Annotated in this window: 22 protein-coding genes and 2 riboswitches; of the genes, 11 read left to right on the top strand and 11 right to left on the bottom strand. The window is 61.5% G+C overall.

Annotated elements, in window-relative coordinates:
- Positions 1 to 24 precede the first annotated feature (24 nt).
- Together AAF739_01935 and araD are read right to left on the bottom strand one after the other, a co-directional pair.
- Entirely contained in the window at positions 25 to 1,230 is a 1,206-nt protein-coding gene (locus AAF739_01935; GenBank protein ID MEM6381406.1) for a mandelate racemase/muconate lactonizing enzyme family protein, read from the bottom strand.
- A complete protein-coding gene (araD, locus tag AAF739_01930) occupies positions 1,230 to 2,963 on the bottom strand; it encodes an L-arabinonate dehydratase (GenBank protein MEM6381405.1) in 1,734 nt (577 codons plus the stop codon). The genes AAF739_01935 and araD overlap by 1 nt, the downstream gene beginning before the upstream one ends.
- Positions 2,964 to 3,272: 309 nt before the next feature.
- Between araD and AAF739_01925 the strand changes: the two genes are divergently transcribed.
- Positions 3,273 to 4,259, top strand: coding sequence for a mannonate dehydratase (locus tag AAF739_01925; GenBank protein ID MEM6381404.1), 987 nt, complete (start codon positions 3,273 to 3,275; stop codon positions 4,257 to 4,259).
- Between the two features lie 193 nt (positions 4,260 to 4,452).
- Positions 4,453 to 5,397: a hypothetical protein gene (locus tag AAF739_01920; protein MEM6381403.1), complete on the top strand. Its 945-nt coding sequence runs from the start codon at positions 4,453 to 4,455 to the stop codon at positions 5,395 to 5,397.
- A gap of 148 nt (positions 5,398 to 5,545) precedes the next feature.
- Here AAF739_01920 and AAF739_01915 read toward each other — a convergent pair whose 3' ends face one another.
- Positions 5,546 to 6,472: a sulfotransferase family 2 domain-containing protein gene (locus AAF739_01915; protein MEM6381402.1), complete on the bottom strand. Its 927-nt coding sequence runs from the start codon at positions 6,470 to 6,472 to the stop codon at positions 5,546 to 5,548.
- 29 nt (positions 6,473 to 6,501) lie between these two features.
- A complete protein-coding gene (locus AAF739_01910) occupies positions 6,502 to 10,179 on the bottom strand; it encodes a hypothetical protein (GenBank protein ID MEM6381401.1) in 3,678 nt (1,225 codons plus the stop codon).
- 155 nt (positions 10,180 to 10,334) lie between these two features.
- A riboswitch (cobalamin riboswitch) is annotated at positions 10,335 to 10,563 on the top strand.
- Positions 10,564 to 10,720: 157 nt separating this feature from the next.
- Between AAF739_01910 and AAF739_01905 the strand changes: the two genes are divergently transcribed.
- Genes AAF739_01905 through AAF739_01890 form a run of 4 tightly spaced genes read left to right on the top strand, consistent with a single transcriptional unit; the run spans position 10,721 to position 14,461 of the window.
- Positions 10,721 to 11,182 carry a DUF1636 domain-containing protein gene (locus AAF739_01905; protein ID MEM6381400.1) on the top strand — a complete coding sequence of 154 codons (462 nt, stop codon included), beginning with the start codon at positions 10,721 to 10,723 and terminating at the stop codon, positions 11,180 to 11,182.
- Entirely contained in the window at positions 11,179 to 12,717 is a 1,539-nt protein-coding gene (locus AAF739_01900) for an ABC transporter substrate-binding protein (GenBank protein MEM6381399.1), read from the top strand. Before AAF739_01905 ends, AAF739_01900 begins: the two co-directional genes overlap by 4 nt.
- 26 nt (positions 12,718 to 12,743) lie before the next feature.
- Complete coding sequence (locus AAF739_01895) at positions 12,744 to 13,688, top strand: ABC transporter permease (GenBank protein ID MEM6381398.1); 945 nt, start codon at positions 12,744 to 12,746, stop codon at positions 13,686 to 13,688.
- The gene (locus AAF739_01890) at positions 13,685 to 14,461 is read left to right on the top strand and encodes an ABC transporter permease (protein ID MEM6381397.1); all 777 of its coding nucleotides are present in this window, start codon (positions 13,685 to 13,687) and stop codon (positions 14,459 to 14,461) included. Before AAF739_01895 ends, AAF739_01890 begins: the two co-directional genes overlap by 4 nt.
- A 16-nt stretch (positions 14,462 to 14,477) precedes the next feature.
- Here the strand turns inward: AAF739_01890 and AAF739_01885 are convergent, their stop codons facing one another.
- Genes AAF739_01885 through thiM form a run of 4 tightly spaced genes read right to left on the bottom strand, consistent with a single transcriptional unit; the run spans position 14,478 to position 17,457 of the window.
- Complete coding sequence (locus tag AAF739_01885) at positions 14,478 to 15,242, bottom strand: 3-oxoacyl-ACP reductase (protein MEM6381396.1); 765 nt, start codon at positions 15,240 to 15,242, stop codon at positions 14,478 to 14,480.
- Between the two features lies 1 nt (position 15,243).
- Positions 15,244 to 16,047, bottom strand: a complete 804-nt coding sequence (gene thiD, locus AAF739_01880) for a bifunctional hydroxymethylpyrimidine kinase/phosphomethylpyrimidine kinase (protein ID MEM6381395.1) — start codon at positions 16,045 to 16,047, stop codon at positions 15,244 to 15,246.
- Positions 16,048 to 16,057: 10 nt separating this feature from the next.
- Positions 16,058 to 16,684: a thiamine phosphate synthase gene (gene thiE, locus AAF739_01875; protein MEM6381394.1), complete on the bottom strand. Its 627-nt coding sequence runs from the start codon at positions 16,682 to 16,684 to the stop codon at positions 16,058 to 16,060.
- Positions 16,675 to 17,457, bottom strand: a complete 783-nt coding sequence (thiM, locus tag AAF739_01870; protein ID MEM6381393.1) for a hydroxyethylthiazole kinase — start codon at positions 17,455 to 17,457, stop codon at positions 16,675 to 16,677. Before thiM ends, thiE begins: the two co-directional genes overlap by 10 nt.
- Before the next feature lie 34 nt (positions 17,458 to 17,491).
- A riboswitch (TPP riboswitch) is annotated at positions 17,492 to 17,580 on the bottom strand.
- 311 nt (positions 17,581 to 17,891) lie between these two features.
- Between thiM and AAF739_01865 the strand changes: the two genes are divergently transcribed.
- From AAF739_01865 to AAF739_01855, 3 genes are read left to right on the top strand one after another with little or no spacing between them, the layout of a single operon-like run.
- Positions 17,892 to 18,149 (top strand): hypothetical protein, encoded by a 258-nt coding sequence (locus tag AAF739_01865; GenBank protein ID MEM6381392.1) that lies wholly within the window; start codon positions 17,892 to 17,894, stop codon positions 18,147 to 18,149.
- Positions 18,146 to 18,703: an RNA polymerase sigma factor gene (locus tag AAF739_01860; GenBank protein MEM6381391.1), complete on the top strand. Its 558-nt coding sequence runs from the start codon at positions 18,146 to 18,148 to the stop codon at positions 18,701 to 18,703. Before AAF739_01865 ends, AAF739_01860 begins: the two co-directional genes overlap by 4 nt.
- Complete coding sequence (locus AAF739_01855; protein MEM6381390.1) at positions 18,703 to 19,101, top strand: hypothetical protein; 399 nt, start codon at positions 18,703 to 18,705, stop codon at positions 19,099 to 19,101. Before AAF739_01860 ends, AAF739_01855 begins: the two co-directional genes overlap by 1 nt.
- Before the next feature lie 62 nt (positions 19,102 to 19,163).
- On the opposite strand, the gene AAF739_01850 is transcribed toward AAF739_01855, so the two are convergent.
- The 3 genes from AAF739_01850 to AAF739_01840 all read right to left on the bottom strand — a co-directional run bounded on the left by AAF739_01850 (position 19,164) and on the right by AAF739_01840 (position 21,841).
- On the bottom strand, positions 19,164 to 19,979 hold the full coding sequence (locus AAF739_01850; protein MEM6381389.1) for a DUF2306 domain-containing protein: 816 nt from the start codon (positions 19,977 to 19,979) through the stop codon (positions 19,164 to 19,166).
- A 155-nt stretch (positions 19,980 to 20,134) separates the two neighbouring features.
- Complete coding sequence (locus AAF739_01845) at positions 20,135 to 20,788, bottom strand: NAD(P)H-dependent oxidoreductase (GenBank protein ID MEM6381388.1); 654 nt, start codon at positions 20,786 to 20,788, stop codon at positions 20,135 to 20,137.
- A gap of 12 nt (positions 20,789 to 20,800) precedes the next feature.
- On the bottom strand, positions 20,801 to 21,841 hold the full coding sequence (locus AAF739_01840) for an ABC transporter substrate-binding protein (GenBank protein MEM6381387.1): 1,041 nt from the start codon (positions 21,839 to 21,841) through the stop codon (positions 20,801 to 20,803).
- Positions 21,842 to 22,127: 286 nt separating this feature from the next.
- Between AAF739_01840 and AAF739_01835 the strand changes: the two genes are divergently transcribed.
- A complete protein-coding gene (locus AAF739_01835; GenBank protein ID MEM6381386.1) occupies positions 22,128 to 23,123 on the top strand; it encodes a 2-oxoglutarate and iron-dependent oxygenase domain-containing protein in 996 nt (331 codons plus the stop codon).
- Complete coding sequence (locus AAF739_01830; protein ID MEM6381385.1) at positions 23,110 to 23,568, top strand: nucleoside deaminase; 459 nt, start codon at positions 23,110 to 23,112, stop codon at positions 23,566 to 23,568. Before AAF739_01835 ends, AAF739_01830 begins: the two co-directional genes overlap by 14 nt.
- Positions 23,569 to 23,588: the final 20 nt, after the last annotated feature.

Below are 23,588 nucleotides of genomic sequence, written 5' to 3'. Positions count from 1 at the left end.
ACGAAAAGACCCTGCCACCTTCCATCATGCGTCAACCGGCTCCCCGGTCGCCCATACGGTCTTTGTCCAGTCGCGAGCCTGCGCCGACAACGTCAAACCAAGGCCGGGCCGCGCGGGGACCGCTACACGGCCATCGGCGATCTCCAGCCGTTCCTCAAACAGCGGTTCCAGCCACAAAAAGTGCTCGATCCACGGTTCCTCATGGAAGGCCGCAGCGAGATGCACATGCAGCTCCATCACCCAGTGCGGCGCTATTGAAACCTTGTGCACCTCCGCCATCGTCATCGCCTGCAGGAACGGGGTTACGCCGCCGATCCTCAACGCATCCACCTGACTGACGTCACATCCACCAGCCCGCACCAGGCCGATCGCTTCGGTCGGTGAGGTCAGCATCTCGCCGGTGGCGATGGGGGTCGCGAGATCGCGCGCAAGCGCCGCATGTCCCTCAAAATCGAGGGCATCAAGCGGCTCCTCGATAAAGGCGAGGCCCAGATCATCAACGATGCGCCCGAACTGCTGCGCGTACGCCCGGTCCCATTGCTGGTTGGCATCGATCATCAGGGCGACGTTATCTGGAAGGTGAGAACGCAGCGCGTCTATGCGGCGCAAATCCTCTTGCCCGTCCGGTTGTCCAACCTTCATCTTGATGCCGCCGATGCCGATGGCCAGTGAGCGGTCTGCCGCCGCCTTGATCTCATCGATGCCAGCCTGAAGGTACTGCCCCTCAGAATTGTAGATTCGCAGGCTATCGCGGTGCGCACCGAGCAGTTTCGCAAGCGGCAGCCCGGCGCGCTTCGCCTTCATGTCCCATAGCGCAGTGTCGAAAGCCGCGATGGTCTGGTACGACATGCCTCCGCGCCCAAGGCTGTTTGTCTGCCAGCGCAACAACTCCCATAACCTGCCGATATCGTTCGGGTCCTGTCCCATGATGCGCGGTGCGATCTCGCAGGCGAGCGCGAACATGCCAGCGCCGCCCGCGCGCAGCGTATAGCCAAAGCCCATGCCGCTTGCGCCCGCTTCGCTGACCGCTTCCACGGTCAGAATGTCGACATGGGTCAGGGGCGACTGCCGCCCGGTCAGCACCTTGGCGTCCGATAGAGCCATCTCGAGCGGGATCTCGATATGGCTGATTTTCAGGCCAGAAAGCGCATCCTGCGTCGCCAAGCCTTTGGGCGCACCCGCAAGCGGCGGTCGCGCAGCGATCTGGCGATGGGCGAGATCGATGGCCATCAATTGATCTCCGGCTCAGGCACGGGCGCGCCAAAATCGGTGCGCAGAAAATCAAAGTCGCAGCCTTCATTCGCCTGCTGAATGTGTTGGCTGAACATCCATCCATAGCCGCGCTCATAACGCGGTACGGGTTGAATCCAAGATGAGCGTCGTCGGGACAACTCTTTGTCTGACAAACGGACCGAGAGGCTTCGGTTCGGAATATCCAATTCGATGATGTCGCCATCTTCAATCAGCGCGAGCGGTCCGCCGATGTAGGCCTCCGGCGCAACGTGCAGCACGCAGGCGCCATAGGATGTGCCGGACATGCGCGCATCCGACAGGCGAAGCATATCGCGATGGCCCTGGTTCAATAGCGCCTGCGGGATCGGCAACATGCCCCATTCGGGCATACCCGGCCCCCCCTGTGGCCCCGCATTGCGCAATACAAGAACATGGTCGGGCGTCATCGGATAGTCCGGGTCGGAAACGATGCGCTTTAGCTCATCATAGCTGTCGGCGATGATCGCAGGTCCTGCATGCTTGTAAAACTTCGGGTCGCAAGCCGCGGGTTTGATCACTGCGCCGTCGGGGGCGAGATTACCCTTCAGAACCGCTAAAGAGCCCTCTGCGTAAACCGGGTCCGATACGGGCCGAATGACCTTTGGATTGTGGTTTTTCGCGCGCCCGATCGCTTCGCCTATGGGTCGGCCTGTCACGGTCATCGCAGACCCGTCGAGAGCATCGCCCAGCTCTTTCATGAGCGCCAGAAGGCCGCCAGCGTAGAAAAAGTCCTCCATCAGATAGTCTTTGCCCGACGGTCGCACATTGCAAATCACGGGAACCTCGCGGCTGACGGCGTCGAGATCGTCGAGCGTCCACGGCACGCCCACGCGGCCCGCCATCGCGATCAGGTGGATGATCGCGTTGGTCGAACAACCTGTTGCCATCGCGACAACCGTCGCGTTGCGGATGGCGGCGGGCGTCAGGATGGCGTCCGGGGTGAGGTCCTCCCAGACCATCTCAACCGCGCGCCGCCCGCAGGCGGCGGCCATGCGCTGGTGGTTCGCGTCGGCGGCTGGAATGGACGATGCACCGGGCAGGCAGAGCCCAAGGCCTTCGGCGATGGCCGTCATGGTCGACGCCGTTCCCATGGTCATGCAATGCCCGTATGAGCGCGCAATCCCGCCCTCAACGGCGTCCCACTCCGCCTTGTCGATCGCCCCAGATCGCCGATCATCCCAATACTTCCAGGCGTCTGTGCCCGAACCCAGCGTCTTGCCCGCGTAATTGCCGCGCAGCATCGGCCCGGCAGGCAGATAGATGAACGGCAGGCCCATACTGACCGCGCCCATGACGAGGGCAGGGGTAGACTTGTCACAGCCACCCATCAGGACCGCGCCATCGACCGGGTGGGAGCGCAGCAGTTCCTCCACCTCCATCGCCGCCATGTTGCGGTAGAGCATTGAGGTCGGCTTGAGGAAGGTCTCGGACAACGCGTGCGCCGGCATCTCCATCGGCATCCCGCCGGCCTGGAAGATTCCCTTCTTAACCTGCTCAGCCCGCTCGCGAAAATGCATATGGCAGGGCTGGGCCTCGGACCATGTGTTGATGATCGCGATCACCGGTTTGCCCTCCCAGTCTTCGGAGGACAGGCCCATCTGCTTGAGGCGACTTCTGTGGCCGAACGAGCGCAGATCGTCGGGTGCCATGAAGCGCGCGCTGCGCAGATCGGCGTAACGCTTGCGGCTCACGCTAAGCACCTTGTTTTACCGGTAGCTAACAAATCTTGAGCGCTTTCGCAGCCTTGTGAAACGGCCGTCTTCGTTTTCATCCCTGAGACACCTGTTTATCAAAAAACCTTGTTGGGGCAAGCGCCTAGAGCAGCACAGGTGTGAGAAAACCGCGTGCCGTATTCCCCGCGCAGGCGGTGCGTTATCATCTCAAGCCATCGAAGACGTTCGCCGCGTTGACAAATTGTAACAACTCGTCCGGAATACGGCGCGACAAAGCCGGAATAGTTGGCGTCTTGTCGCGACAACAAGCTTGGTGAGGCACAGCGCATGCATCTTGGAACGCAGGTCGCCGCGCGCGACGATGATGATTATCGGGTCATGGCGCAACTCGGCCTCAAACACATTTGCGCGGACCCGCCGGGGAGCCCGCACGATTGGTCGCTCGATGATCTGCAGCGCTTTCGCGACAAGCTCGCCGGCTTTGGCCTGTCGCACGATATGGTCCAGCTTCCGCTCTCGTCGCGACCGATCGAGCAGAGCAAAAGTCCCGATATTCTCCTCGCCGGGCCCGACCGTGATCGCCAGATCGATTCGATTTGCGCGTTGATCGAGCGGCTAGCCAAGGCGGGCATCCCCGCTGCGAAATACAACATGAATATTATCGGCATTCCGCGCACCCCCGATGAGCCGGGCAGGGGCGGCTCAAAGAACGCCTCGTTCCGATGGGACCAGACCGATCAGGATGCGCCGCCGGGCGCGGCGGGCGTCCTGTCAGAAGATGAAAACTGGGAGCGGATCGACTACTTCCTCGCGCGCGTCGTGCCGGTCGCCGAAGCCAACAAAGTTCGGCTCGCCTGCCATCCCCATGACCCCTACACACCGCCGGGCTACAAGGGCGTGACCCGCGTTCTTGGCACCGTGGATGGGCTCAAACGCTTCGTCCAGATGCACGAGAGCCCCTATCACGGACTGAATTTCTGCCAGGGCACGGTGGGTGAGATGCTCGACGATCCCGGAACGGAGATTTTCGATGTCATCCGATGGTTCGGCGAGCGCAAGAAGCTGTTCAACGTCCATTTTCGCAACATTCGCGGCCACAAGCTGTCGTTCATGGAGGTGTTCCCCGACGAGGGCGACATGGACATGTGGAAATCGGTCAAGGTCTATGCAGAGGTCGGCTACGAATACATGCTGATGCCCGATCATGTGCCCACGATCTCGGGCAAAGACCCGCAAAATGCGGCATTTGCCTTCGTCTATGGCTACATCGCCGCGCAGCTCGAAGCGCTGAAAGCGGAAGGGCATCTGACTTAGGAACGCTTTTGCTGGCTGACTCCCCATACCGGCCGCCCAACCTTGACCACATGCGGCGCCTAACCATGGCGCGCTATCGCCACTGCACCGGCAGCCGAACAGCTGCTAGAGCGGAGCGGTCACCCCCCGCCCGACCCGCATTGCGTTCCATCTTCGGTGGGCCGCAGTGGGGACAAAGAACGACCGCGCGCTCATGTTGTTTGGTTCCAAGACATCCGATCATCCTAAGCGGCTGATCCTGCACATTGGTGCGACGAAGACCGGCTCGTCGGCGATGCAGCGGGTGCTCTACGAGAACCGAAACCGCCTTGCGCGACGCGGCATTCTCTACCCTGATGTTGGCGTTGCCTCGGACGCCCATCACATTCTGGCGGCGGCCGTCCATCCGCAATCGCACGCCATGCACCCAGGTGAGCTTTCCGCAGACCGCGAGCAGCGCATCGCGCAATTCGGGCACTTGTGGGACACAATTTTCTCGCCTCAGACCATGAACCGCCATCACACGGTGATCCTCAGCAGCGAGTACCTTTGGGGGGTCTTCGAGCCAGACCTTTATCCAAGATGGAAGCCCACCAGCGTCGATGAGATCATTGTCTATGCCGTTGTTCGACGACCGGACCAGTGGTTCCAGTCATCCTATGTGCAGGCCCTCAAGTCGGGCACTGGCGTGGAATTCGACCGTTGGCATGAACGCAACGCGTCGCATCCCCAGGAGCCGTCCCATTTTCTCAAGGTCCTTGAAGGTTGGGGCCAGATCACGTCGCCTGACCGGGTCATCGTGCGCAACTACGACCGGCTGCACGACGAGCCGAATATTGCCGCCGACCTGCTTCGGGTGGCGGGTCTCCCGCGGCCTCCTCTTGCGATCGTGTGGACGAAAAGCAAGGCCAATCCTTCGCCGTCGGGTGATGCGATCAGGCTGCTGCGCGAGGTGAACGCCAGCGATATGAGCATGGACACCAAACAGCGTATGCGGCGCATCATCCTATCCCAATCGCCGACAAAACCGGTGGGAGATGAGTTTGACTTCCTTGATGGGACGACGCGTGCGCAGCTGAACGAGAGCTACCGGCAAATGTTTAAGCAGATCGCCGCGCGCTTTCATGTTCGGCCTGGAGAACTTGACCAACTGTCATAACGGGTCCGTTGTTCGCCTCCCGCTACGAGCCGGTCACGCGCTTATAGTCGACGGTCATGGTCGCACCGGTAATCGTCATGAAGCCATCTGGTACCCAGGCTGAGGCGCTGACACCACCTTCTGGACGATCGTCGCGACAGCTTTCGTTCTATTTGCCGCGCCTGCGGACCTCGTCTTCAATGTAGTCAATGACAGCCTGTTTGCGGGCAATCGCCGATTTTAACGATTTCACCGCGTCCTCCGCTCGGTTGAAATCAACCAGTTCGACTGCTTCCGCGCGCAGCAGGAACCTATTGAGCGCGTCCTCATCTTTGCGTTGACGCACAAACTGCCTCAGGCGCGGTAGATACTCAAATTTACGGTTGATGGGCGTCTTGGCGAATCTTTTCTTGGCCCACTCGTACAACGCCAGGTCCATCTCGATGTCCACATCGTCGAACTGTTCGGCAGGGACGTCGCCGACACCCACATGGCTGCGTCGCGCAGGCGACGAGCAGCCGATGAGTTTCAGGATGCTCTTTGAAGATCGCTCGAAATTCTCCGTGAAGTACACGAACTGAAACTTGTTGAGGGTGGATTGCGCGCGTTCAAACAGATCATTGCCCGATCCCAGCGATGGGAACCGCTCCACGATGAAATTGCAGATCTGCGCAGACCGCCCTTTTTTCCATTCGGAGATCGGTGGGACTTCCCGGCCCTGAGCGGTTCGCAGGCGGGCCTGCCACCTGTATTCGCTCACCAGACGCTCTCTTGGATGGCGCAGCCCGGTGAACAGGAAAGGGCGCGTGACGTATTTCAGCATTTCTTCGTGGACCGAGTGCCCCCAGACCATCCGCAGAGCCGATGGGTCGCGGATATCAAGGAAGCTCGGTTTGGACCGGTTCCAGTTCCTGATCAGATTTGTCGACTGATAAATCTGATGGTCCTGAAGCTGGCTTTGCGCCATCTCCAGCAGGCTGGTTCCCGCGCACTTGGGAATATGGAGGCCAACGAGTGTGACGTTCGGCAGACCGGACTGATTTGCTTTCAAATCGACTGGTTCAACTCCACTGTCGGGATTTGGTCGTGCTTGCATCGACGAGCTTTGCCCTGTTCGGCGCCTTCTTATCGTTGTGCTTGAGCCAATTGCCACGCGACATAAGCCTCAACAGCGTTGCCTTCGCAGAACTCGGAGACAACCGCCGGGTCTGTATACAATGGCTCCGGGTAGGGCAAATCCGACAAAGCCCCCCGCTCCAAAACCTCACGCACCACATTGACGGCCACGTCTGCTTCCCATTGCATGGAGCGCGGTGCCACGTATCGCCTGCCTTCCGCCGAGCGCTCGGCCCAAAGCGTATCGTTTTCAAGCAGTTGGCACATGGCATCAGCAAGTGACTGAGGCGACTGATAGGCGAGGAAACCCGTCCCGGCGCCATAATCGAACAGATTGTTGTAGCTGTAGATATCCACCGGCACGCAGCCAGCCGCCATCATTTCGAAGGGAATGCGTGAGGGGTTGGTCGCGCTGATGCACAGTCCAACGCGGCATTCGTTGTACAGGCGATTGACGTCCTGCAGATCGTTGATCAAGCCGCGGTGCGCGGCCTCAAAGGGCAGTTTTGGCTGGGCGGGCGAGCCGTAGGTGATGATCTCCACCTCGGGAAGACGCCGTTTAACCTCGGCGAGCGCGTCGATGCAAAGCTGCGGTGCACGGCGAAATTTCTCGGGCTGATAAAGAAAGCCAACGGTTTTCGGTCTGTAGCCTGGCGCACTGTGTTCCGACGCATCCAGGGGTTTGTAGATCGTGTGATCAACGCCCAAGCCCGCTGAGGCGGCAATTGCGCCGTACTGCGTGCGAAGCACATGGGTCAGCCAGCGCCCGATTGTGATGGAATGCAAACCGAGCGCATAGGAACGCTGCCCGCGCAAATATCCATCGCTGACCGGATTGAACATCGCCTCATAGTCCTGGATGAAATAAAACCCCTTCGATTGCGCGTGCGTTTGATCGACATAGAACGCGCTGTAGTCGATGGTGGCGATGGCCGCCGCGGGCACAACCGTTGTTTCCCACGAATTATGCAGCTTCAGTCCAGCACCCGCGATGACCTGAACCTGCCAGTCGTTTGCCGCTTCCTCGCCTGGCCCGTCGTTCATCAGGTGCACATCAAAGCCAGCGGACGACAATCGCCTGCAAAGGTTGTAAATCGTCCGGTGCCCACCTGAGCCCTCAAGCGGCGGGGGCGCAAACACGCAAATCTGGTCGGTGCCGATCCGTGCCCTCGGCAGCAGGGCAGGGGCCGCGATCCGCAGAGGCGTTTCGATACGCTGCTGGGTGGACCGGTTCTTGAGAAAGTCATGCACGGGCCCGGCCTGCTTGTGCGCGCCAATCCAGCGCAGACCGTTCATGACATCGCCCATACTGGCATGAAAGTCAGCGCCCGCCTTGTCGTCCAGCGCGGCAAGCTCGGTGTGTGACGCATCCATGGCATCGGTCTCGCCTGTGCCAAAGGTCTCGTTGTGCTCAAGCGCGATGAAAGCGTTCGCCACGTCGTGTGAAGGTTCGCCGATGTACTGGTCGATGATCGAACGTGAGAGCTGGCGGAGATCGCTGGCGATCAGGCCATGGTCTTTGACATAGGCAATGATGAGGTCTGCGGCGGCTTCGATCTGCGTTTGAAGTGGCAGGACATTGTCCCCGATGACACGCTCTTCCGACGCAAAGGTCTCGCGGATAGCCTGAGCGTTTTCATAGCCAACAACAGAGCCGCCCTCGGCGTTCAAGATGAATTCGATCGCCGCGTGCTCGGGGATCGAATAGTCATCGTCCGGGCCGTTGCGGTCCGATAGATAGCCAGTCTTGGAGGTGTTGGCGGGCTGCGGGTTGAGGAAGTGTTCAAGCGCCAGGTAGCAGCCATGAACGCGGCCGGTGCACAGGCTCGCGATGTTATCGTGGATCGTACCCCTCCAACCGATATCGACGACAAGGCGATCCACTTCATCCGACGGGCGGAAGCCGGCGTTTTCGAGATAGGCCAGCAGGTCGCTTCGCTGGCGAGCGATCGACGCTACCGCCGGGTTTTTGACGGTCTGATCCTTGAGGAATGCTTGAACGCGATCATCGCGCCACGGATATTGGATAGGGGTGTCGAGATCGAGACCATGGGCGGACGCCGGCGCCGCCCATGCGTCGGCATCGAGGTTCAGCGATACCGCAAGCGCCCGCAAGGACTGCGTCGAATACTGGCTCCACAGGCGCATCAGCTCGTCGGTTGAAAGACCGTTGAGGGATGCCGCGAAGGTCGCCCGCCGGCTGACCTCAAGCAGTTTGCCGGTGGGATAGTGGCCGCGGTCATAAACATCGGCGCGGCACATCGCTTCGTAGATACGGCGGAAGAACACGCCTTCGCGCGTGAAGAAAAAGATCTCGGCGACCCCGTTGCGCACAGCATCCTCGATGACCTGCAGGACGAAACCGACGATGGGGATCGCCAAAGCTGTCGCCGGCAAACCATCGTTGGTATCGCGATCAGTGCCCCCGATCAGTCCGAGAAGGTGGTTCGCGTGCAGACTGAAATCGCCGCGAAGATGAGCGTCGAGGCATTGCCCCATACGGTCGGCGCGACCCACTTCGCGGGGCACCTCGTAATGCAGCGCATTGAGGCCCTTTGCACGCGGTTTATCGACGTCCGCGCCTTGCCGGTCGCCAATATGGACAAATTCGTCTGGCGCGCGATCCTCGGCCTTGAGCACGTGATCGAACAGGTCGCCTTGGCGCTTGGTGGCGAGGACGTCGCACGATGCGTACACTTTCCTGATTCCGGTCACGCCTTTGGATTCGAGCAGACACTGCAGCGCGTCCGCGCCCAGATAGAAGTCAGAGACCGCAATCACCTCGCCGTCATGCCGCTCGATCAAGGCCGCGATCGTGGGATCGACCGATGTGCACGATCGTTCAATGGCGATTTCGTTTTGGTGGACGGCTTCAGCAAGCTCTCCCTTTTCGAGACCGAGAAGATCAAGCCACATCGGCACAGCATCGCGAAAGCGATACTCATGCGCGGCGTCTGCGACAGCGTGCTCGCAAGCGCGCCGTAGCTGGAAAACGTCAACGGGATGCAGGCTCTTGCTCTTGGCTTGACCTGATTGAGCAGTGAGCCACAGCAGACGCGAGGCTCTGAGCTTGGTCTCATCGGGATGACAGGACCGGCGCAGAATCGTGTCCCAGATGTCGAGCGACAGCACTTTTCCAGGCAGCGCTTCGAGGGCTTTTGCCACAAATTGCTCGTCGACCTCCCTCTCAACGTCCTCTGCTGCGATTGGCTTGAGGTCGGGCGGTAACGCCGATTGCCTGAAGAGTTTGACGCTCTCGAAGTCAAATCCTCCAAAGTCTTGAGCCTGCGCGGCGACATGTGGCTGCAGAACGGTTGCGAGCGACGGCCGGGCCTGATGATCTATCGCACGCGCATCACCATCGGCGGCGCTTTCACTGAAGAACTCATCCGCCCTCAGGGCGAAAAGTCCCTCCTTCTTCCCAGCAGTGACGTAATGAAAAAACGGGTTGGTTCCGCCTCTGAGGCGATCCTCATACTGCCGCTGGTAGTAGCGCGTGTGAAAGTGAGGCGTCGGGTTTCGGCCCTCCGAGGCTCCATAGCGGACATAATGGATGACCGGATCGGCCCCAGCTTCGGCAACATCGCCGTAGCGCCGCAAGTAAAACGTTTCATCGAAGTGCGGGCGGATCGCGCGTATCTCCCACAACTGCCTTAGGAAAACGAGAGCATTCAGTGCTTTGGACATACAGCAGACAGGTCAACAGCAAGACGCGGGGCGCGGGCGATGGGGGCGCGGGCGATGATCGTGCTGTGTGTCACAGCCGGCAGACGATCTCCACCCACAATCGGTGTTATTGGCGCGCTTTGTCTTAAGTTGGGTTGACCTCTTGCCTCTGCTGAACGACCCTTGCGGGTGATGGTTCTGGCCGGGCAGCAATGACGGTCGGATGAAAAAGGGAACACGGTGCGGTGTAGCCAACAGGCGCCAAATCCGTGACTGCCCCCGCAACTGTGAGCGGAAAGCCCATCAGCGTGAAACCACTGGGAACGGCGCGCACGCCGTCCTGGGAAGGTGCTGAGAGGCGAGGACCCGCGAGTCAGGAGACCTGCCATCACGTGAACTCAAACCTCGGGCGGGGTGTCTCGAGATGGTGATGGTATGACGCAGAACGTCCCTTTGAATCCGCGCGAACAGTGTCCAGGTGACACCGATTGCTTTGACCTGAATCGCGCACCCTCATCATCCGCCTCCCTTTGCCCGTTTCTGCGCGAGGGGAGCATAAGGCGTGGACCACCAGTCCCAGATCTGCCTATCGGTTTGCACGCGCTGTAAGCCGCCGGGCTTTTCGGGCCCGGACCATCGGCGCCCCGGCTACCTTTTGGCGGAAGCCGTCCTGCGCGCACTACGGCAGACGCCGGCCTATCGGCTGGTTCTGCGTGGAGTGCGCTGCATGAGCCAGTGCAAGCGCCCATGCGTGCTCGCGCTTTCGGCGCCCGGCAAATACACCTTGCTGTTCGGCGATCTCGATCCGCAGACCATCGCGCCCGAGGCAGCTGCACCCGCCATTCTCACCCTCGCTGATCAGTATGCCGTATCGGCCGATGGCTATGTGCCACGCGATCGGCGGCCGGCGCCGCTGCGCTCCGGCATACTGGGCCGTATTCCGCCGCTCGGACATACCGGCGACGCGATCGACGAAACCTTCGCATTCCCTCCCAACAGCTTCGACCAAAAGGAAACGTTATGACGCTTCTGATTTCCCCTCGCCACGCCCGCGATCGCGCGCCAGCCGGCTTGCGCCGCCGGGTGCTTGGATCGGCCTTGTGCGCCGCCGCGTTGCTGTCGCAATTGGCGGCAACCACAGCCCTTGCTGACAGCGTAACCGTGGGTCAGACGTTTCTTGCGTCAGGGCTCGACCCCGCCGAAGGTTCCACCGGCTGGGCGCTGGTCACCCATGGCATTGCGGAACAGCTTTTCCGCGTCTCCCGCGAGGGTGAAGTGGTTCCCAACCTGGCTTCGTCCGCCCAGCAGCAGGAAGACGGATCATGGGTCGTTACCCTCGCACCCGACCGCTTTTTCTCCGATGGAACGCCCGTGACAGCGCCGTTGGTCGCGTCCGCGCTCAACCGAACCGGCGAGGCCAACGCTTCGGCACGCGCAACGGCGGGGCGGCTGACCTTTGAAGCCATCGATGACGCAACGCTGAGCGTAACCAGCGAGCAACCCACGCCCATCCTGCCTTCGATCCTCGCCGAATGGGCTTTCCCGGTCTATCTCGAAACCGATGGCGATCCGCTGTTCACGGGGCCGTTCGCGGTTGAGGCCATCGACGCTGGCAGCGCCATTGAAATGGTGCCCAATGCGTTTTATGAGGGCGCGGACGAACGGTCCGATGTCACGATCCGCCGGATCGCCGATGGGCAGTCTCTGGCGCTGGCGTTTGCGTCAGGCGAGATTGATCTGGCGTTCAACCTGCCCGTCGAAACCCTGTCGATGTTTGACGGCAATGACGACCAGTCGGTGACGTCATTCCCAGTGGCCTACCAATACATGATGTGGATGAACACGCGCACGCCTGCGCTCAGCGATGTGCGGGTCCGTCGCGCCATCGATCTGGCGGTCAACCGGGACGATCTGGTCGCCGCAGCCCGCGCCGGGCAGCCCGCGACCGGTGCGTTCGCTGCCGCCTATCCCTTTGCCGCCGACGGCCCGCTGCCGCACGACCCGGAAGCAGCCGCGCAGCTTCTGGATGAAGCCGGCTGGGTCATGGGCGATGATGGCGTCCGCCAGAAGGACGGCGAAGCCCTCGAACTGGTTCTGTGGGCCTACCCGCAACGCCCCGACCTCATCACGTTCCAGCCCGTGGTGCGCGCAGCGCTCTCCGATCTTGGGATCAGCGTGACGACGCAGGTGACCGAGTCGCCGAGCGATGTGGCAGGCAGCGGCGCGTTCGACCTCTTCCTGTGGGCGCAGCACACCGCACCTGCCGGAGACCCGGGCCTGTTTCTGTCGCTGTTCTTCGAAACGGATGCTGCGCGCAACTATGCGGGTTGGTCCGATCCCGCGTACGACGCGACGATTGCCGAACTGCGCACGGCGGTTGATCCGGCCGAACGGATTGCCCTAGCGCAGGAAGCGCAGGACCTCATCGCCCAGAGCGCTCCAGTATCCTTCCTTGTGACGCCGGAATGGCATGTCGGGCTATCTAGAGCCGTGGCGGGCTATGAGCCGTGGGGGTCGGATTATTACGTCATCCGCCCCGAATTCGGCTTGGCTGAGTAAAGCCTGACACGATTGGTCTTGTGATCATGATGGGCTCAACGGCAGCACGTTTTGCAGCCATGACAAGTGTGTCATGGCTCGCGGCCGTCGCCTTAAGCTTCGTCATGATCCGCCTCGTGCCCGGCGATCCGGTCGAAGTGTTCATCAACCATGTGAACATCCGCGCGACCGAGGAGCTTGTCGCGGCCTACCGGGAGCAGTGGGGGTTGGACCGCAGCCTGCTGGTTCAGTTCGGTCTCTGGCTCCAAGGGTTTGTGACGCTCGACTGGGGCGAATCTTTCGCCACCGGCGGGGCAGTCACCGGCGAATTGCTTGAACGTCTGCGCTGGTCCGCGGGCATCGGCTTGGGTGGCATGATTTGTGCGCTGGTTGTTGGCTCCGGGCTTGGCTTTTTCGCTGCCGCGAACCCAAACGGTCTCGCCGATCGGCTCTCGCGGGGGATGGCTGTTGCCGGGCAGGCGCTCCCCGCCTTTGCCGTGGGCGTCATCGCCTTGTGGCTGCTCGCGGCGGAGCTGCGCTGGATACAGCCCTTTGCGGGAGGCCCCATCGAGCGCCTTCTGCTTCCGATCGCGCTTGTCGGCTTCTTTTCCATCGGTAGCGTGTCGCGGCTGGTGCGCGCGGGCTTCATGGAAACCGTCGACGCGCCCTATTTGCGGACCGCGCTCGCCAAGGGCCTGCCCTACCGCCTGGCGCTTTGGCGACATGGCCGGCGGCGCGCGGCCATAGGTCTGCTTGCGAGTATTGCGCCCGATCTGGCGTGGATCGTCGGCGGTACGGCGATCGCCGAGATCGTCTTCGGCGTTCCCGGTCTCTCCGAGCGTGTCATCCAAGCGGTCGCTGCCCGCGACTACCCGGTTCTGCAGGCCTACGTTGCGCTCGTGGCAGTTTGGATCATCATCGGCTTGCAGCTTTGTGCAGCCGCCCGGCGATCGCTCGATCCGCGCCTCGCCAAGGCGAGGTTTGGATCATGACGGCTGCGCTCAGCGGCAGAGGCGCTGTCCTTGCGCTGAGCCTTGTGGGACTGATGCTGGCGGGGACCATCTGGCAGCCTTTCGACCCGCATGCTGTGAATTTGCAAGCTGCACTTGAAGGGCCATCAATGCAGCACTGGCTTGGAACTGACCATCTGGGCCGGGATCTTGCCTCACGTCTGCTTGCGGGGGCGCAGCCCTCGCTGCTTGCGATCGTCATCGTTCTGATCTCGAGCCTTGGGATCGGCCTGTTGGCGGGCGTCGCTATCGGCTTCGGTCCGGCGTCGCTCTCGAACTGTGTCCGCTGGCTCGCGGAGACCGCGCTCGCACTTCCCACGCTCATCGTCGCGCTTCTGTTATCCGCTTTGTTCGGTGCGGGGATTGTCGCTATTTCCGCCGCGCTTGTCGCGAGTACCTGGGCACCGTACGCGCTCACTATCGCCGCATTGCTGGAGCGTTTGCGCTCGGAAACCTATTGGGCTGCAAGCATCGCGCTCGGCTCTGATACGCTTGGAGCCGTCCGCCGCCACGGGCTGCCAAATGCGTGGCCCATGATAGGCGCGCTTGCCGGTGCTGACGCGGGCCGCGCCGTCATCTTGGTCGCCTCGCTCGGCTTTCTCGGCCTGTCGGCAGACACGGGACAGCCCGAGTGGGGCACGATGATCCACGAATACCGAATGTTTGTCTTTTCCGAACCGCGCCTGGTGCTGGCGCCGGTCTGCGCGACGGCGCTCGTTGCCTTCGCGCTGAACCGGATTTTGGATCGCGGCTAAGCGCCCGGGCTCGATGCTAGCCGAACACCAAGCCGCCATCGACGATCAGGTTTTGGCCGGTCACCGCGCGTGCCCACGGGCTGGCGAAGAACAGCACCGCATCAGCCGCTTCCTCGGGCGTCGTCACTGTGCGTAGCGGCGTGCTGGACGCGATCAGGTCAAACACCGCGTCGGGCGTCGCCGCACTGGCATCTGTGGTGCGCAGCAGGCCACCCGAGACCATGTTGACGGTGATCCCCTTGGGGCCAAGCTCAGCTGCGGCTGTCCGTGTCATGGCAAGCAGGGCCGCCTTGGCCGAAGTGTAGTCATGATAGGGAACAACCGGGTTTTGCACCAGGTTCGAGCCCACGGTGATGACGCGCCCGAACCCGGCCTCTTCCATCGCAGGCGAAGCGGCCTGGATCAGGTTGAGCGCTCCGAGCACCGCTGTTTCATGTTGGCCGGAAACCGCGGAAGCCGACAGAGAGGCGAGCGTATCGCGGGCGTCGCCATTGAAGCTGTAGTCAGCCAGTGCGTTGTGGACGACCGCCGTCGGAGCGCCGAAGTGCGCCTGAACGGCGTCGAACATGGCTTTGACGCTTGCCGGATCGCGAACATCAGCCTGAACCGCCATCGCCCGCTCTCCAAGCTCGGCTGCGAGCGCTTCCGCTGCGTCCTTGCTTTTGCGGTAATTGATCACCACGCGCGCTCCTTCGCGGGCGAAGGCGCGGACGATTGCCGCGCCGAAGCCGCGGCCTCCGCCGCTGACGAGAACGGTCTGATCGGCAAGGGTTTGGCTCATGCTACTGGCTCCAGAGGTTTGCAAAGTGATGGGTCGGGCCATGGCCGTGGCCGACGGAAAGCTGGTCGGCGCGCCCGATAGCGTCCGAAACATAGGCTTTGGCAGCGCTTGCCGCATCTTCCAGCGACTTGCCGTATGCGAGCTGTGCCGCGATGGCTGACGACAAGGTGCAGCCGGTGCCGTGTGTGTTGGCGGTGGGCGTTCGTCGTCCCTCAAACCAGACCGAGCCGGATGACGTTACAAGCAAGTCAGGGCTTTCATCGCTCGCGAGATGCCCGCCTTTGAGGAAAACGGCCTTCGCGCCAAGATCCACGATCGCTTCGCCCTGGGATTGCATGTGCGCGCGGGTTTCAGCCGTTGGAACGCCCAACAGATCGGCGGCTTCGGGAAGGTTGGGCGTGAGCAGGCTTGCAAGCGGCAGCAGGCGGGTGCGCAAGGCTGCAATGGCATCGGCGGCCAGAAGGCGTGCGCCGCCCTTTGCCACCATCACCGGATCAAGCACGATAGGCACGTCTGCGTGATCTGCGAGGCTGTCCGCGACCGCTTCGGCGATCTCGGCTGTCGCGATCATGCCGATCTTGACGGCATCCACGCGCACATCATCGAACACGGTCTTGATCTGCGAGCGCACAAAGTCTGCCGGGACCAGTTCGATGCCGGTGACGCCTTGCGTGTTTTGCGCCGTCAGAGCGGTCAGCGCAGCCATCGCAAAGGCCCGGTTGGCAGAGATGGCCTTGAGGTCTGCCTGGATACCGGCGCCGCCGGACGGGTCGGACCCGGCAATGGATAGAACGTTGGGGATCATGGCTAGGGCCTCATGATGGCTGAAGGATCGCGCGGGCGGCGGCTTCCGGGTCGGGCTGGCCACAAATGGCGGAGACGACCGCGATGCCGTCTGCGCCCGCACCCAGCGCTGGTTGAAAATGCTTGGCCTTGAGACCGCCAATCGCCACCGTCGGCAGCGGCGTCGCGGCGCACATCTCCCTGAGCCCATCCAGGCCAATCGGCGCGGCATGATCGCCTTTCGTCGCGGTGGCAAACACGGGACCAAGCCCGAGATAATCGACCACGTCCGGGTCGACGGCGCGGACATGCGCCATGGTCTCGCAGGACAGACCGACCGTCTTGCCGGAACCGAGCGCGGCGCGGGCTTCCTCGGCGCTGGTATCGCTTTGACCGACATGCACGCCATCGGCACCGCAGGCGTGAGCGGCTTCGAGATCATCATTGATGATCAGCGGAACGCCTGTTCCGGCGAGCGTGGCCTTGATGGCCTTCCCAAGATCGATGAGGTCTGCGGTCGAGGCCTGCTTGTCGCGCAGCTGAACGCACGTCACCCCGCCAGCAACCGCTCGGCGCACCGTCTCGACGACACCCAGCTCGGCGCAAAGCGCCCGGTCCGTCACAAGATAGAGCTTCAAAGCCTCTATGTTCAGGACCATGCGATCCGGCCCTCGTCGAGCATGCCCGGTTGCAGCGCGTTCAGCTGGTCGAGAAAATGCGTCGCAAAGCTGCCCGGCCCTGACGCAGACGCATGCGCCCGTTCGCCGGCCTCGGCAAAGTGCAGGAGGGCGGCGACTGTTCCATCGAGCGGTGCATCGAGGGCTGCATACGCTCCGACTAGCGCGGTTAGCGAACAACCAAGTGCGGTCACCTGGGGCATCATCGCGCTGCCACCGCTAATCGTGGCGCTGCGCGAGCCATCCGTCACGAAGTCGGTTTCGCCGGTGACCGCGACGACGCAGCCATGTGTTTCCGACAAGTGGGTGGCGGCCTGCTTGGCCGTCTCCACACTGTCGCCACTGTCGACGCCCTTACCGGCACCCATCTCGCCCGCGAGCGCCAGGATTTCCGAAGCGTTGGCGCGGATGATCGTCGGCTTGCAGGCCAGTAGCGACCGGGTCGCCTGCGCGCGGTAGGGCGTCGCGAAGTGCGCAACCGGGTCGAGCACCCAGGGCTTCTGCTTTGCTTTGGCCGTCTGGGCAGCTTTCAGCATGCCCCTGAGCCAAGGGGCGGACAGCGTGCCAATATTGATCGTTAGCGCCCCCGCGATGGGCACGAAGTCGGCCACCTCTTCTTCCGCATGGATCATGGCCGGTGACGCGCCAGCGGCGAGGACCACATTGGCGGCGATGTTCATGGCCACATAATTGGTAATGCAATGCACCAAGGGTACGTCGGCGCGCAGCTTCGCGAGAGCCTCGTTCGGGTTCATCGGTCTCCCTCGCTCGCGCAGGGGCAGACCGGGATTGCACCCGTTCTCGCCTTCCTACGCCAGCATGATCTGGTTCAGGTTCAAAGGGTACATCTCAGCCCGTAGGCGCCCCTGGCTGATCGATGAGATAGGCAAGCGCGTGGAGGCTGTCAAACATCGTTTCGGGCTGGAGCCGGGAACCGCGCGCCGTTTGGCGATCTCATGCGGACACGTATCCCACGCCAAGGCAAAAAAAGCCGATTGCGATGTAAACCAAACGGCCCGTTCGGTGCATTCATGAGCAGACAGGACGAAACCATGACCACAAACGACCGCGACCTTGATGACCTCGATGCCTTGCTCGGCCACAGCCGTCCGGCCTACGCGTCGCTCGACAGCCAGCACGATCAGTTCGTCCGATCCTCCAAAGCTGCCCGCCGATCGCGAGCGCCGAGATGGGCGCTGGCCGCGTCCATATGTATCGGCGTGGTGACAATGGCCACGTTTCTATCGGTCTCGCAAAACCCGTCATCTCCATCGGTGCAGCGGCCATCGCTGTTGTCGTTTTCACCGCCGTCGCAGCGGCCCCTTACCTTGAGGCCCGCTACCGGGACAAACACGCCATCACGCGCCTCTCTGACCACGCTTATGAGCGTGCGCCCGACAATGACCATGCCGCGGCGCCCAACGCCGACCAACGGCTAGCACTATGAAGGACCCAAGCGATGATTGGACGCTGCTCAAGCGCGCTTGCGACGATGATGGTGCGTTGCAGACGCTGTTTCACAGACACAAGCGCTATGTCTTTCGCCTGGCTTGGGGCCTCCTCAACGAAGACGCTGCGGCCGAAGACGTGGTCCAAGACGTCTTCACCCGGGTCCGTGAGAACCGCTTCAAGAATGCCAAGCCACAGGCGAAGTTCAGAAGCTGGCTCTACCAGGTTGCGATCAATACAGCGCGGGAACATGCCCGTAAGCGTCGCCGCATCTGGGGTGGGCAAGGGGCTGGTGACGATCTTACACAGCTTCCCGACCATAGCGCCGATCCAGAGCTGCGTGATGCGCTGAAAGACATGCACAGGGCGTTGCAACACCTGCCATTGCGGCAGCGTGAAGTGGTTTTGCTTCGCTACTACGAAGGTTTTGATACCGCCGAAACGGCCGCCATTGTGGGCTGTCGCAGCGGTACCGTGAAGGCCCATCTCAACCGGGCCACCCAAGCGCTGCGCCAGTATCTGGGGCAGCATCCAACACAGGAGCCTGACTGATGAAGACGCTTGTACTCGCTGCACTTGTGGCCGTTTCAACGACATTTGCCGCGCCGACTTTCGCCGAAGATCACGATGCGGAGTTTGAAGCCGAGCTCGACTACCTCGAAGAGCTCATGTCGTATTTCGACTTGTCCGAGCAATTCGTGGAGCTTGCGAGCAAGCCCGAAGCAGCGGTATTTTTCGCTGTTGAAGGGATCGTGGAAATCCACGAGGAAAACGAAACGCTACCCGAGGCCATTGCGATCCTTGAAGGCGCGTTGACCGAGCTTCCCGGTGATCGCGCAGCGCGCAACATCATTCGCTTCCAGCTACGTGATCTGTACGCCGAGACCGGCAACACGCAGGCGGCAATCGAACAGCTACAGGCTGTTCTCACTGAAAACGGCTCCCAGTAGCGGTCCGCAACCTGCCCGCGCGCAATGGCCTCCGGTCCAGCCTGGGGCCATTGTTTCGCGTTCTACCGGGTGAGGGTCTGCATCAAGATTGCGGCCAGCGGCAGCGCAACAAAGGCAACCGCAATCGACAGCTTCGCACCATGGGCGAGAAACACGCCACGCGGGATGGCGAACAGGGCCCACAGAATGAGGGGGCCGGATGCAACCATCAGGATGGTCAGGTCCACCAGTTCGACCTCGAAACCGAACCCGATGGAGACCAGCTCCTTGGAGCGTGTGTTCTCCACGCCCAGCGCGTTCATGCTGTTCTCGATGATGCGGCCGGTCGCCGGGACCGACAGGAAGATCATCGCGAAAACCAGTGCGTCGAGGTGGCGCGCGATCCGGTGTTTCCGTGCTTCTATGATGGCCTGGACAAAGAAGATGATGACGAAAAGGGCCACCAGGAACATGAAGATGACCGACGTGATGCTGTCGGAGTTCATGGCAAACGTGTAGGTGATGTACAGGCCCAGAAGGGACAGGACGACCGACGCGAGCGCGAGGAAACGGCCTTGCCATCGATGGAACAGCCGAATGCCGGAAGACCGGTTTCCATCCATCTTGAGCCCCAGAATCGGCTGGAGCAGGAAGAGCGGGATGAGCGCCATGCCGAATAGCGCATGGGTGTTGAGCGCCATCGGCGCAAACTCGAACGCGTTCGTCGCCGAGCGCCCCCAATGGCCTTCGGTCACGTAATCGACGAGCCGTGGCGTGAACGCCGCGATAGACAGGCCCACATAGACCAATAGCGTGATAACGGGCCATCGCGAGGAGCCGAAGAAGCGCAGCGAGCCGGGAGGAAATTGAGGGCTGGGTTGGTCAATGACGGTTGCCATGGCACATCCTCATGTGAGCGTCTTCGACGCGCTTTGCTTTGCCAGCCCATCTCACCAAATCCCCTTTCGCGCATAGGTCTATCAGGGACTAGGTAAGTTCCCTTAGTTTATGCGAGCCGCCCGCGCCGTCAATCGTTTCGTGAGCCCTCGTAGAGCTACGGCTCGCTCGCAATGACCTGTGTGGCCGCAGCGGTTTCGCGGGTAGGGCTGTGCCGGGCGAAAAGCTTCTTGCAGGCGCGGGCCACGCGGGCGAAATGCGCCGTGCGTTTGGCGTCATCGGCGTGGTTCATGTCGTACAGGGCGAGATAGTGCGTGCGCGCCCGCGGATGGCACAGAATGCGCAGGCCCCGCAGGATGGTTTTCCTGCCCGGATGCCCGATCATGGTGGACAGGAGCCGCGTCGCCCCGCAGGTGGTGAAGATCGCGAGGGTGCGGATGTTCTCAAGGCCACGTTGGATGTTGGCCTGCTCGTCACTTGGCATATGGAATGCCACGCCGGCCACCATGGATTTCTCGAGCCAGCCTTTGAGCATCGCCGGGGGGCCGTACCACCAGGTGGGGTAGACGAAGATGAGCGCGTCGCACCATTGAAGCTGCGCAACGTCGTCGGCAACCTTGTCGACGTTCTGCGCGGTATCGGTGTGGGTCTCCCATTCCTTGCGGGTCAGGATCGGCTGGAAGCCGCGCCCGTAAAGGTCGAGTGTGCGAACGTCGGCACCGAGCCCCTGCAACTCGGAGGCAACCGTCTCGCAGATCGCCGCCGAATAGCTTTCGGGGCTGGGATGGCAGAAGACGACAAGCGCGCGCATGCGCGAGTGCCATCAATTATCAGGCACGAGGTCAAGCCCCAGACCCTGATTGATGAACTGCGTGTCGAACGCCAACTGCCAATCGAGATCGCCATCGAGCACGCCCGCGCCGACCATGCTTTCGAAGAAAGCGCCAGCCTTCTCTTCGGTTATGGCGCCGATCCCAAGTGTTTCGGCGTCGCCCGACAGCAGCACCCCATATTCAAGCATCTGCGAGATGGCGAACTCGATCTTGTCGTCGGTGAAGTCTGGGTTCAGCCGCTGAATCTCAGCGTTTGCGGCGGTGTTGTCGCCATAAAGGTAATTGTACCAGCCGATGATCGAACCCTCGACGAAGCAGCGGGTGGCGTCGGGCCGCTCGTCGATCGTCGATTGCATCGCTTCAATGGTAGTCGCGTAGCTGTCGAAGCCGAAGTCGGCGAGCAGCCAGACATCGGGGGTAAAGCCGCCCTCAAGCTCGATGAGATAGGGCTCGGAGGTCAGATACCCCTGCATGACCTTGTCTTCGTCAACAAGGAACGGGGCAGCGTTGTAGGTGTAGACCTCGCGTTGGCCAGGGGTGAAGCCGAAGTCTTGGATCAGCCACTGATAGTAGCTCAGGAACGCGTTATCATCGACCAGCACCGTCATGTCATCCATATCGGACAGGCCTTCCGAACGGCCCGGATGGGTCATCAAGATTTGTGGGTTTTTCTGGAAGATTGCAGCGATGGCGACGATCGGCACATCTTCAGCGACCGCATTGAAGGCCTGCAGAAGGTCGCCGCCCATGTGAAAGTCGATCTGGCCACCCATCATCATGGCGCGATTGTTGACCTGCGGACCGCCGGGGATGATCTCCACCTCGATGCCGCACGCGGCATAAGTCCCGTCGAGCATGGCCTGATAGAAGCCGCCATGTTCGGCGACGGGTACCCAGTTGAGCGCAAAGCTGACCTGCTCAAGGTCCTGAGCGGATGCGGGCATGGTCGCGCTCGCCAAACCGGCTGCCATCGCGGTTGGGATGGCCAGGCGTGCAACAGTTGAATGAAGGTCTGACAGTCGTCTTGGCATGGACTTCCCCTTGTCGAAAGTGATCGAAGCAAGTCTGCCAACGTTTCCGGTGAGGCGTAAACAGGTCAGCTGCCTCTATTGTGGGCATGCTGAAATAATCAGCATGCGTTGACCGTATTTGCCCGAAAACTAGCCGTCTCTGACCGGTAAGAACCCTTATTTCGCAGCTATGGCCGTGCGAAAACGACAGAATGCTTGGCCAACAGTGATGCTGCCGTAACCTGACGGGCTGCGTGCGCGTCCCAGGGTCAGTGAGGCAGACGGACACGGGAGGACACGGGAGGACATGGCGGTGGCACTTCATGAAACGGTGAGCGATGCAGGCGGCACGGCATCTGTGCCCGTCATCGATTTACAGCCCGCGCTTGCTGGCGCTGCGGCTGAGCGCAAGCAGGTGGCGCGCGAGATTGCCGATGCCTGCAAGACCCTTGGCTTCTTCTACATTGCCGGTCACGCCGTCCCGGACGATCTGATCGGCCGGCACTTCGAGATTGCCGAGCAGTTTTTTGCGCTCCCAATCGACGAGAAAATGCGCATCGACGGAACCAAGAGCGGTGCGATGCGCGGGTATGAGCCCGTTGCGGCGCAAACGCTCGATGTCGGGACCGCCCCGGACCTTAAAGAGGGCTACCAGATGGGTATGGAGGTGACCGAGGATCACCGATGGTTCAAGGCTGGTATGGGCAAGACGGCCATCAATCTGTGGCCCGAACGCCCGGAGGGCTTTCGCGATCATTTCGAGGCGTATAGCGAACAGATGATTGGTCTCGCGCGGGAGCTGATGCAGCTCATTTCCCTGTCACTCGATCTGCCTGAAGACTATTTCGACAAGCCGATGGAAACGCCGATGCTGGAGACGCGCATCCTGCACTACCCGCCCAAGCCAGCGGGTGCGCCCAAAGGGCAGCTTGGCGCCGGTGCCCATACTGATTGGGGTATGCTAACGCTTCTGTTGCAGAATGATGTTGGCGGTCTTGAAGTGGCCGGTCCGGATGGCGGTTGGATACCCGCGCCGCCTGTTCCCGGCACATTCGTCGTCAATATGGGCGACATGGTGCCAATCATGACCAACGGTCTGTACAAATCGAATTCCCATCGGGTGCAAAGCAACACCAGTGGCCGCGACCGCTATTCCGCACCGACATTTGTTGATCCCGATTATGAAACACGGATCGCCTGCGTACCATCCTGTATGCCCGCTAGCGGTGAGCCGCTTTACCCCGCCACCAACATTGGCGACCATGTGCAGGCGATGTTCGACAAGACCTATGGAAAAGGCTGAGGGACAAGTCGATCCAATCGACACGCAACACATGGCGCTCGCCCTCGAGGAGGCCAAGCAGGGCCTCGCCGAAGGCGGGTTTCCGGTGGGAGCGGTGCTCGCACGCGGCCAGACCGTCCTGGCACAGGGGCACAACCTGACCGCTCAGCTCGGCGACCCAACGGCGCATGGCGAAACGGTCTGTTTGCGTGGTGCTCCTGATGGCGATCTGAGCGATGCAACGCTCTACAGCACCTTGTCGCCCTGCATCATGTGCGCGGGTACGATCCTGTGGCTTGGGGTCGGCCGCGTCGTTATCGGCGATGCGCAGCACTACACTGGCAATGAGAGCTTTCTAGAACAAAACGGCGTCGACGTCCTCGTTCAGAATGACGAAGCCTGCCTTGCTCTATTTCGCACGTACTTGCAGGACAATCCCGATAAGCAAAGCCTATTAGCGCCCTAGCACCCGCGGGCCGCGCGATG

The sequence above is a fragment of the Pseudomonadota bacterium genome (genome assembly GCA_039024915.1).
Taxonomy (GTDB): domain Bacteria; phylum Pseudomonadota; class Alphaproteobacteria; order Rhizobiales; family MH13; genus MH13.
The sequence above is the reverse complement of the archived record's forward strand: the minus strand, read 5'-3'. Positions and strand labels throughout refer to the sequence as shown.

Coding starts and splice junctions, on each gene's coding strand:
- AAF739_01935 (MEM6381406.1), bottom strand. CDS start 1,230: ATGGCCATCGATCTCGCCCATCGCCAGATCGCTGCGCGACCGCCGCTT.
- AAF739_01925 (MEM6381404.1), top strand. CDS start 3,273: ATGCATCTTGGAACGCAGGTCGCCGCGCGCGACGATGATGATTATCGG.
- AAF739_01920 (MEM6381403.1), top strand. CDS start 4,453: ATGTTGTTTGGTTCCAAGACATCCGATCATCCTAAGCGGCTGATCCTG.
- AAF739_01915 (MEM6381402.1), bottom strand. CDS start 6,472: ATGCAAGCACGACCAAATCCCGACAGTGGAGTTGAACCAGTCGATTTG.
- AAF739_01910 (MEM6381401.1), bottom strand. CDS start 10,179: ATGTCCAAAGCACTGAATGCTCTCGTTTTCCTAAGGCAGTTGTGGGAG.
- AAF739_01900 (MEM6381399.1), top strand. CDS start 11,179: ATGACGCTTCTGATTTCCCCTCGCCACGCCCGCGATCGCGCGCCAGCC.
- AAF739_01895 (MEM6381398.1), top strand. CDS start 12,744: ATGATGGGCTCAACGGCAGCACGTTTTGCAGCCATGACAAGTGTGTCA.
- AAF739_01890 (MEM6381397.1), top strand. CDS start 13,685: ATGACGGCTGCGCTCAGCGGCAGAGGCGCTGTCCTTGCGCTGAGCCTT.
- AAF739_01885 (MEM6381396.1), bottom strand. CDS start 15,242: ATGAGCCAAACCCTTGCCGATCAGACCGTTCTCGTCAGCGGCGGAGGC.
- thiD (MEM6381395.1), bottom strand. CDS start 16,047: ATGATCCCCAACGTTCTATCCATTGCCGGGTCCGACCCGTCCGGCGGC.
- thiE (MEM6381394.1), bottom strand. CDS start 16,684: ATGGTCCTGAACATAGAGGCTTTGAAGCTCTATCTTGTGACGGACCGG.
- thiM (MEM6381393.1), bottom strand. CDS start 17,457: ATGAACCCGAACGAGGCTCTCGCGAAGCTGCGCGCCGACGTACCCTTG.
- AAF739_01865 (MEM6381392.1), top strand. CDS start 17,892: ATGGGCGCTGGCCGCGTCCATATGTATCGGCGTGGTGACAATGGCCAC.
- AAF739_01860 (MEM6381391.1), top strand. CDS start 18,146: ATGAAGGACCCAAGCGATGATTGGACGCTGCTCAAGCGCGCTTGCGAC.
- AAF739_01855 (MEM6381390.1), top strand. CDS start 18,703: ATGAAGACGCTTGTACTCGCTGCACTTGTGGCCGTTTCAACGACATTT.
- AAF739_01850 (MEM6381389.1), bottom strand. CDS start 19,979: ATGGCAACCGTCATTGACCAACCCAGCCCTCAATTTCCTCCCGGCTCG.
- AAF739_01845 (MEM6381388.1), bottom strand. CDS start 20,788: ATGCGCGCGCTTGTCGTCTTCTGCCATCCCAGCCCCGAAAGCTATTCG.
- AAF739_01840 (MEM6381387.1), bottom strand. CDS start 21,841: ATGCCAAGACGACTGTCAGACCTTCATTCAACTGTTGCACGCCTGGCC.
- AAF739_01835 (MEM6381386.1), top strand. CDS start 22,128: ATGGCGGTGGCACTTCATGAAACGGTGAGCGATGCAGGCGGCACGGCA.
- AAF739_01830 (MEM6381385.1), top strand. CDS start 23,110: ATGGAAAAGGCTGAGGGACAAGTCGATCCAATCGACACGCAACACATG.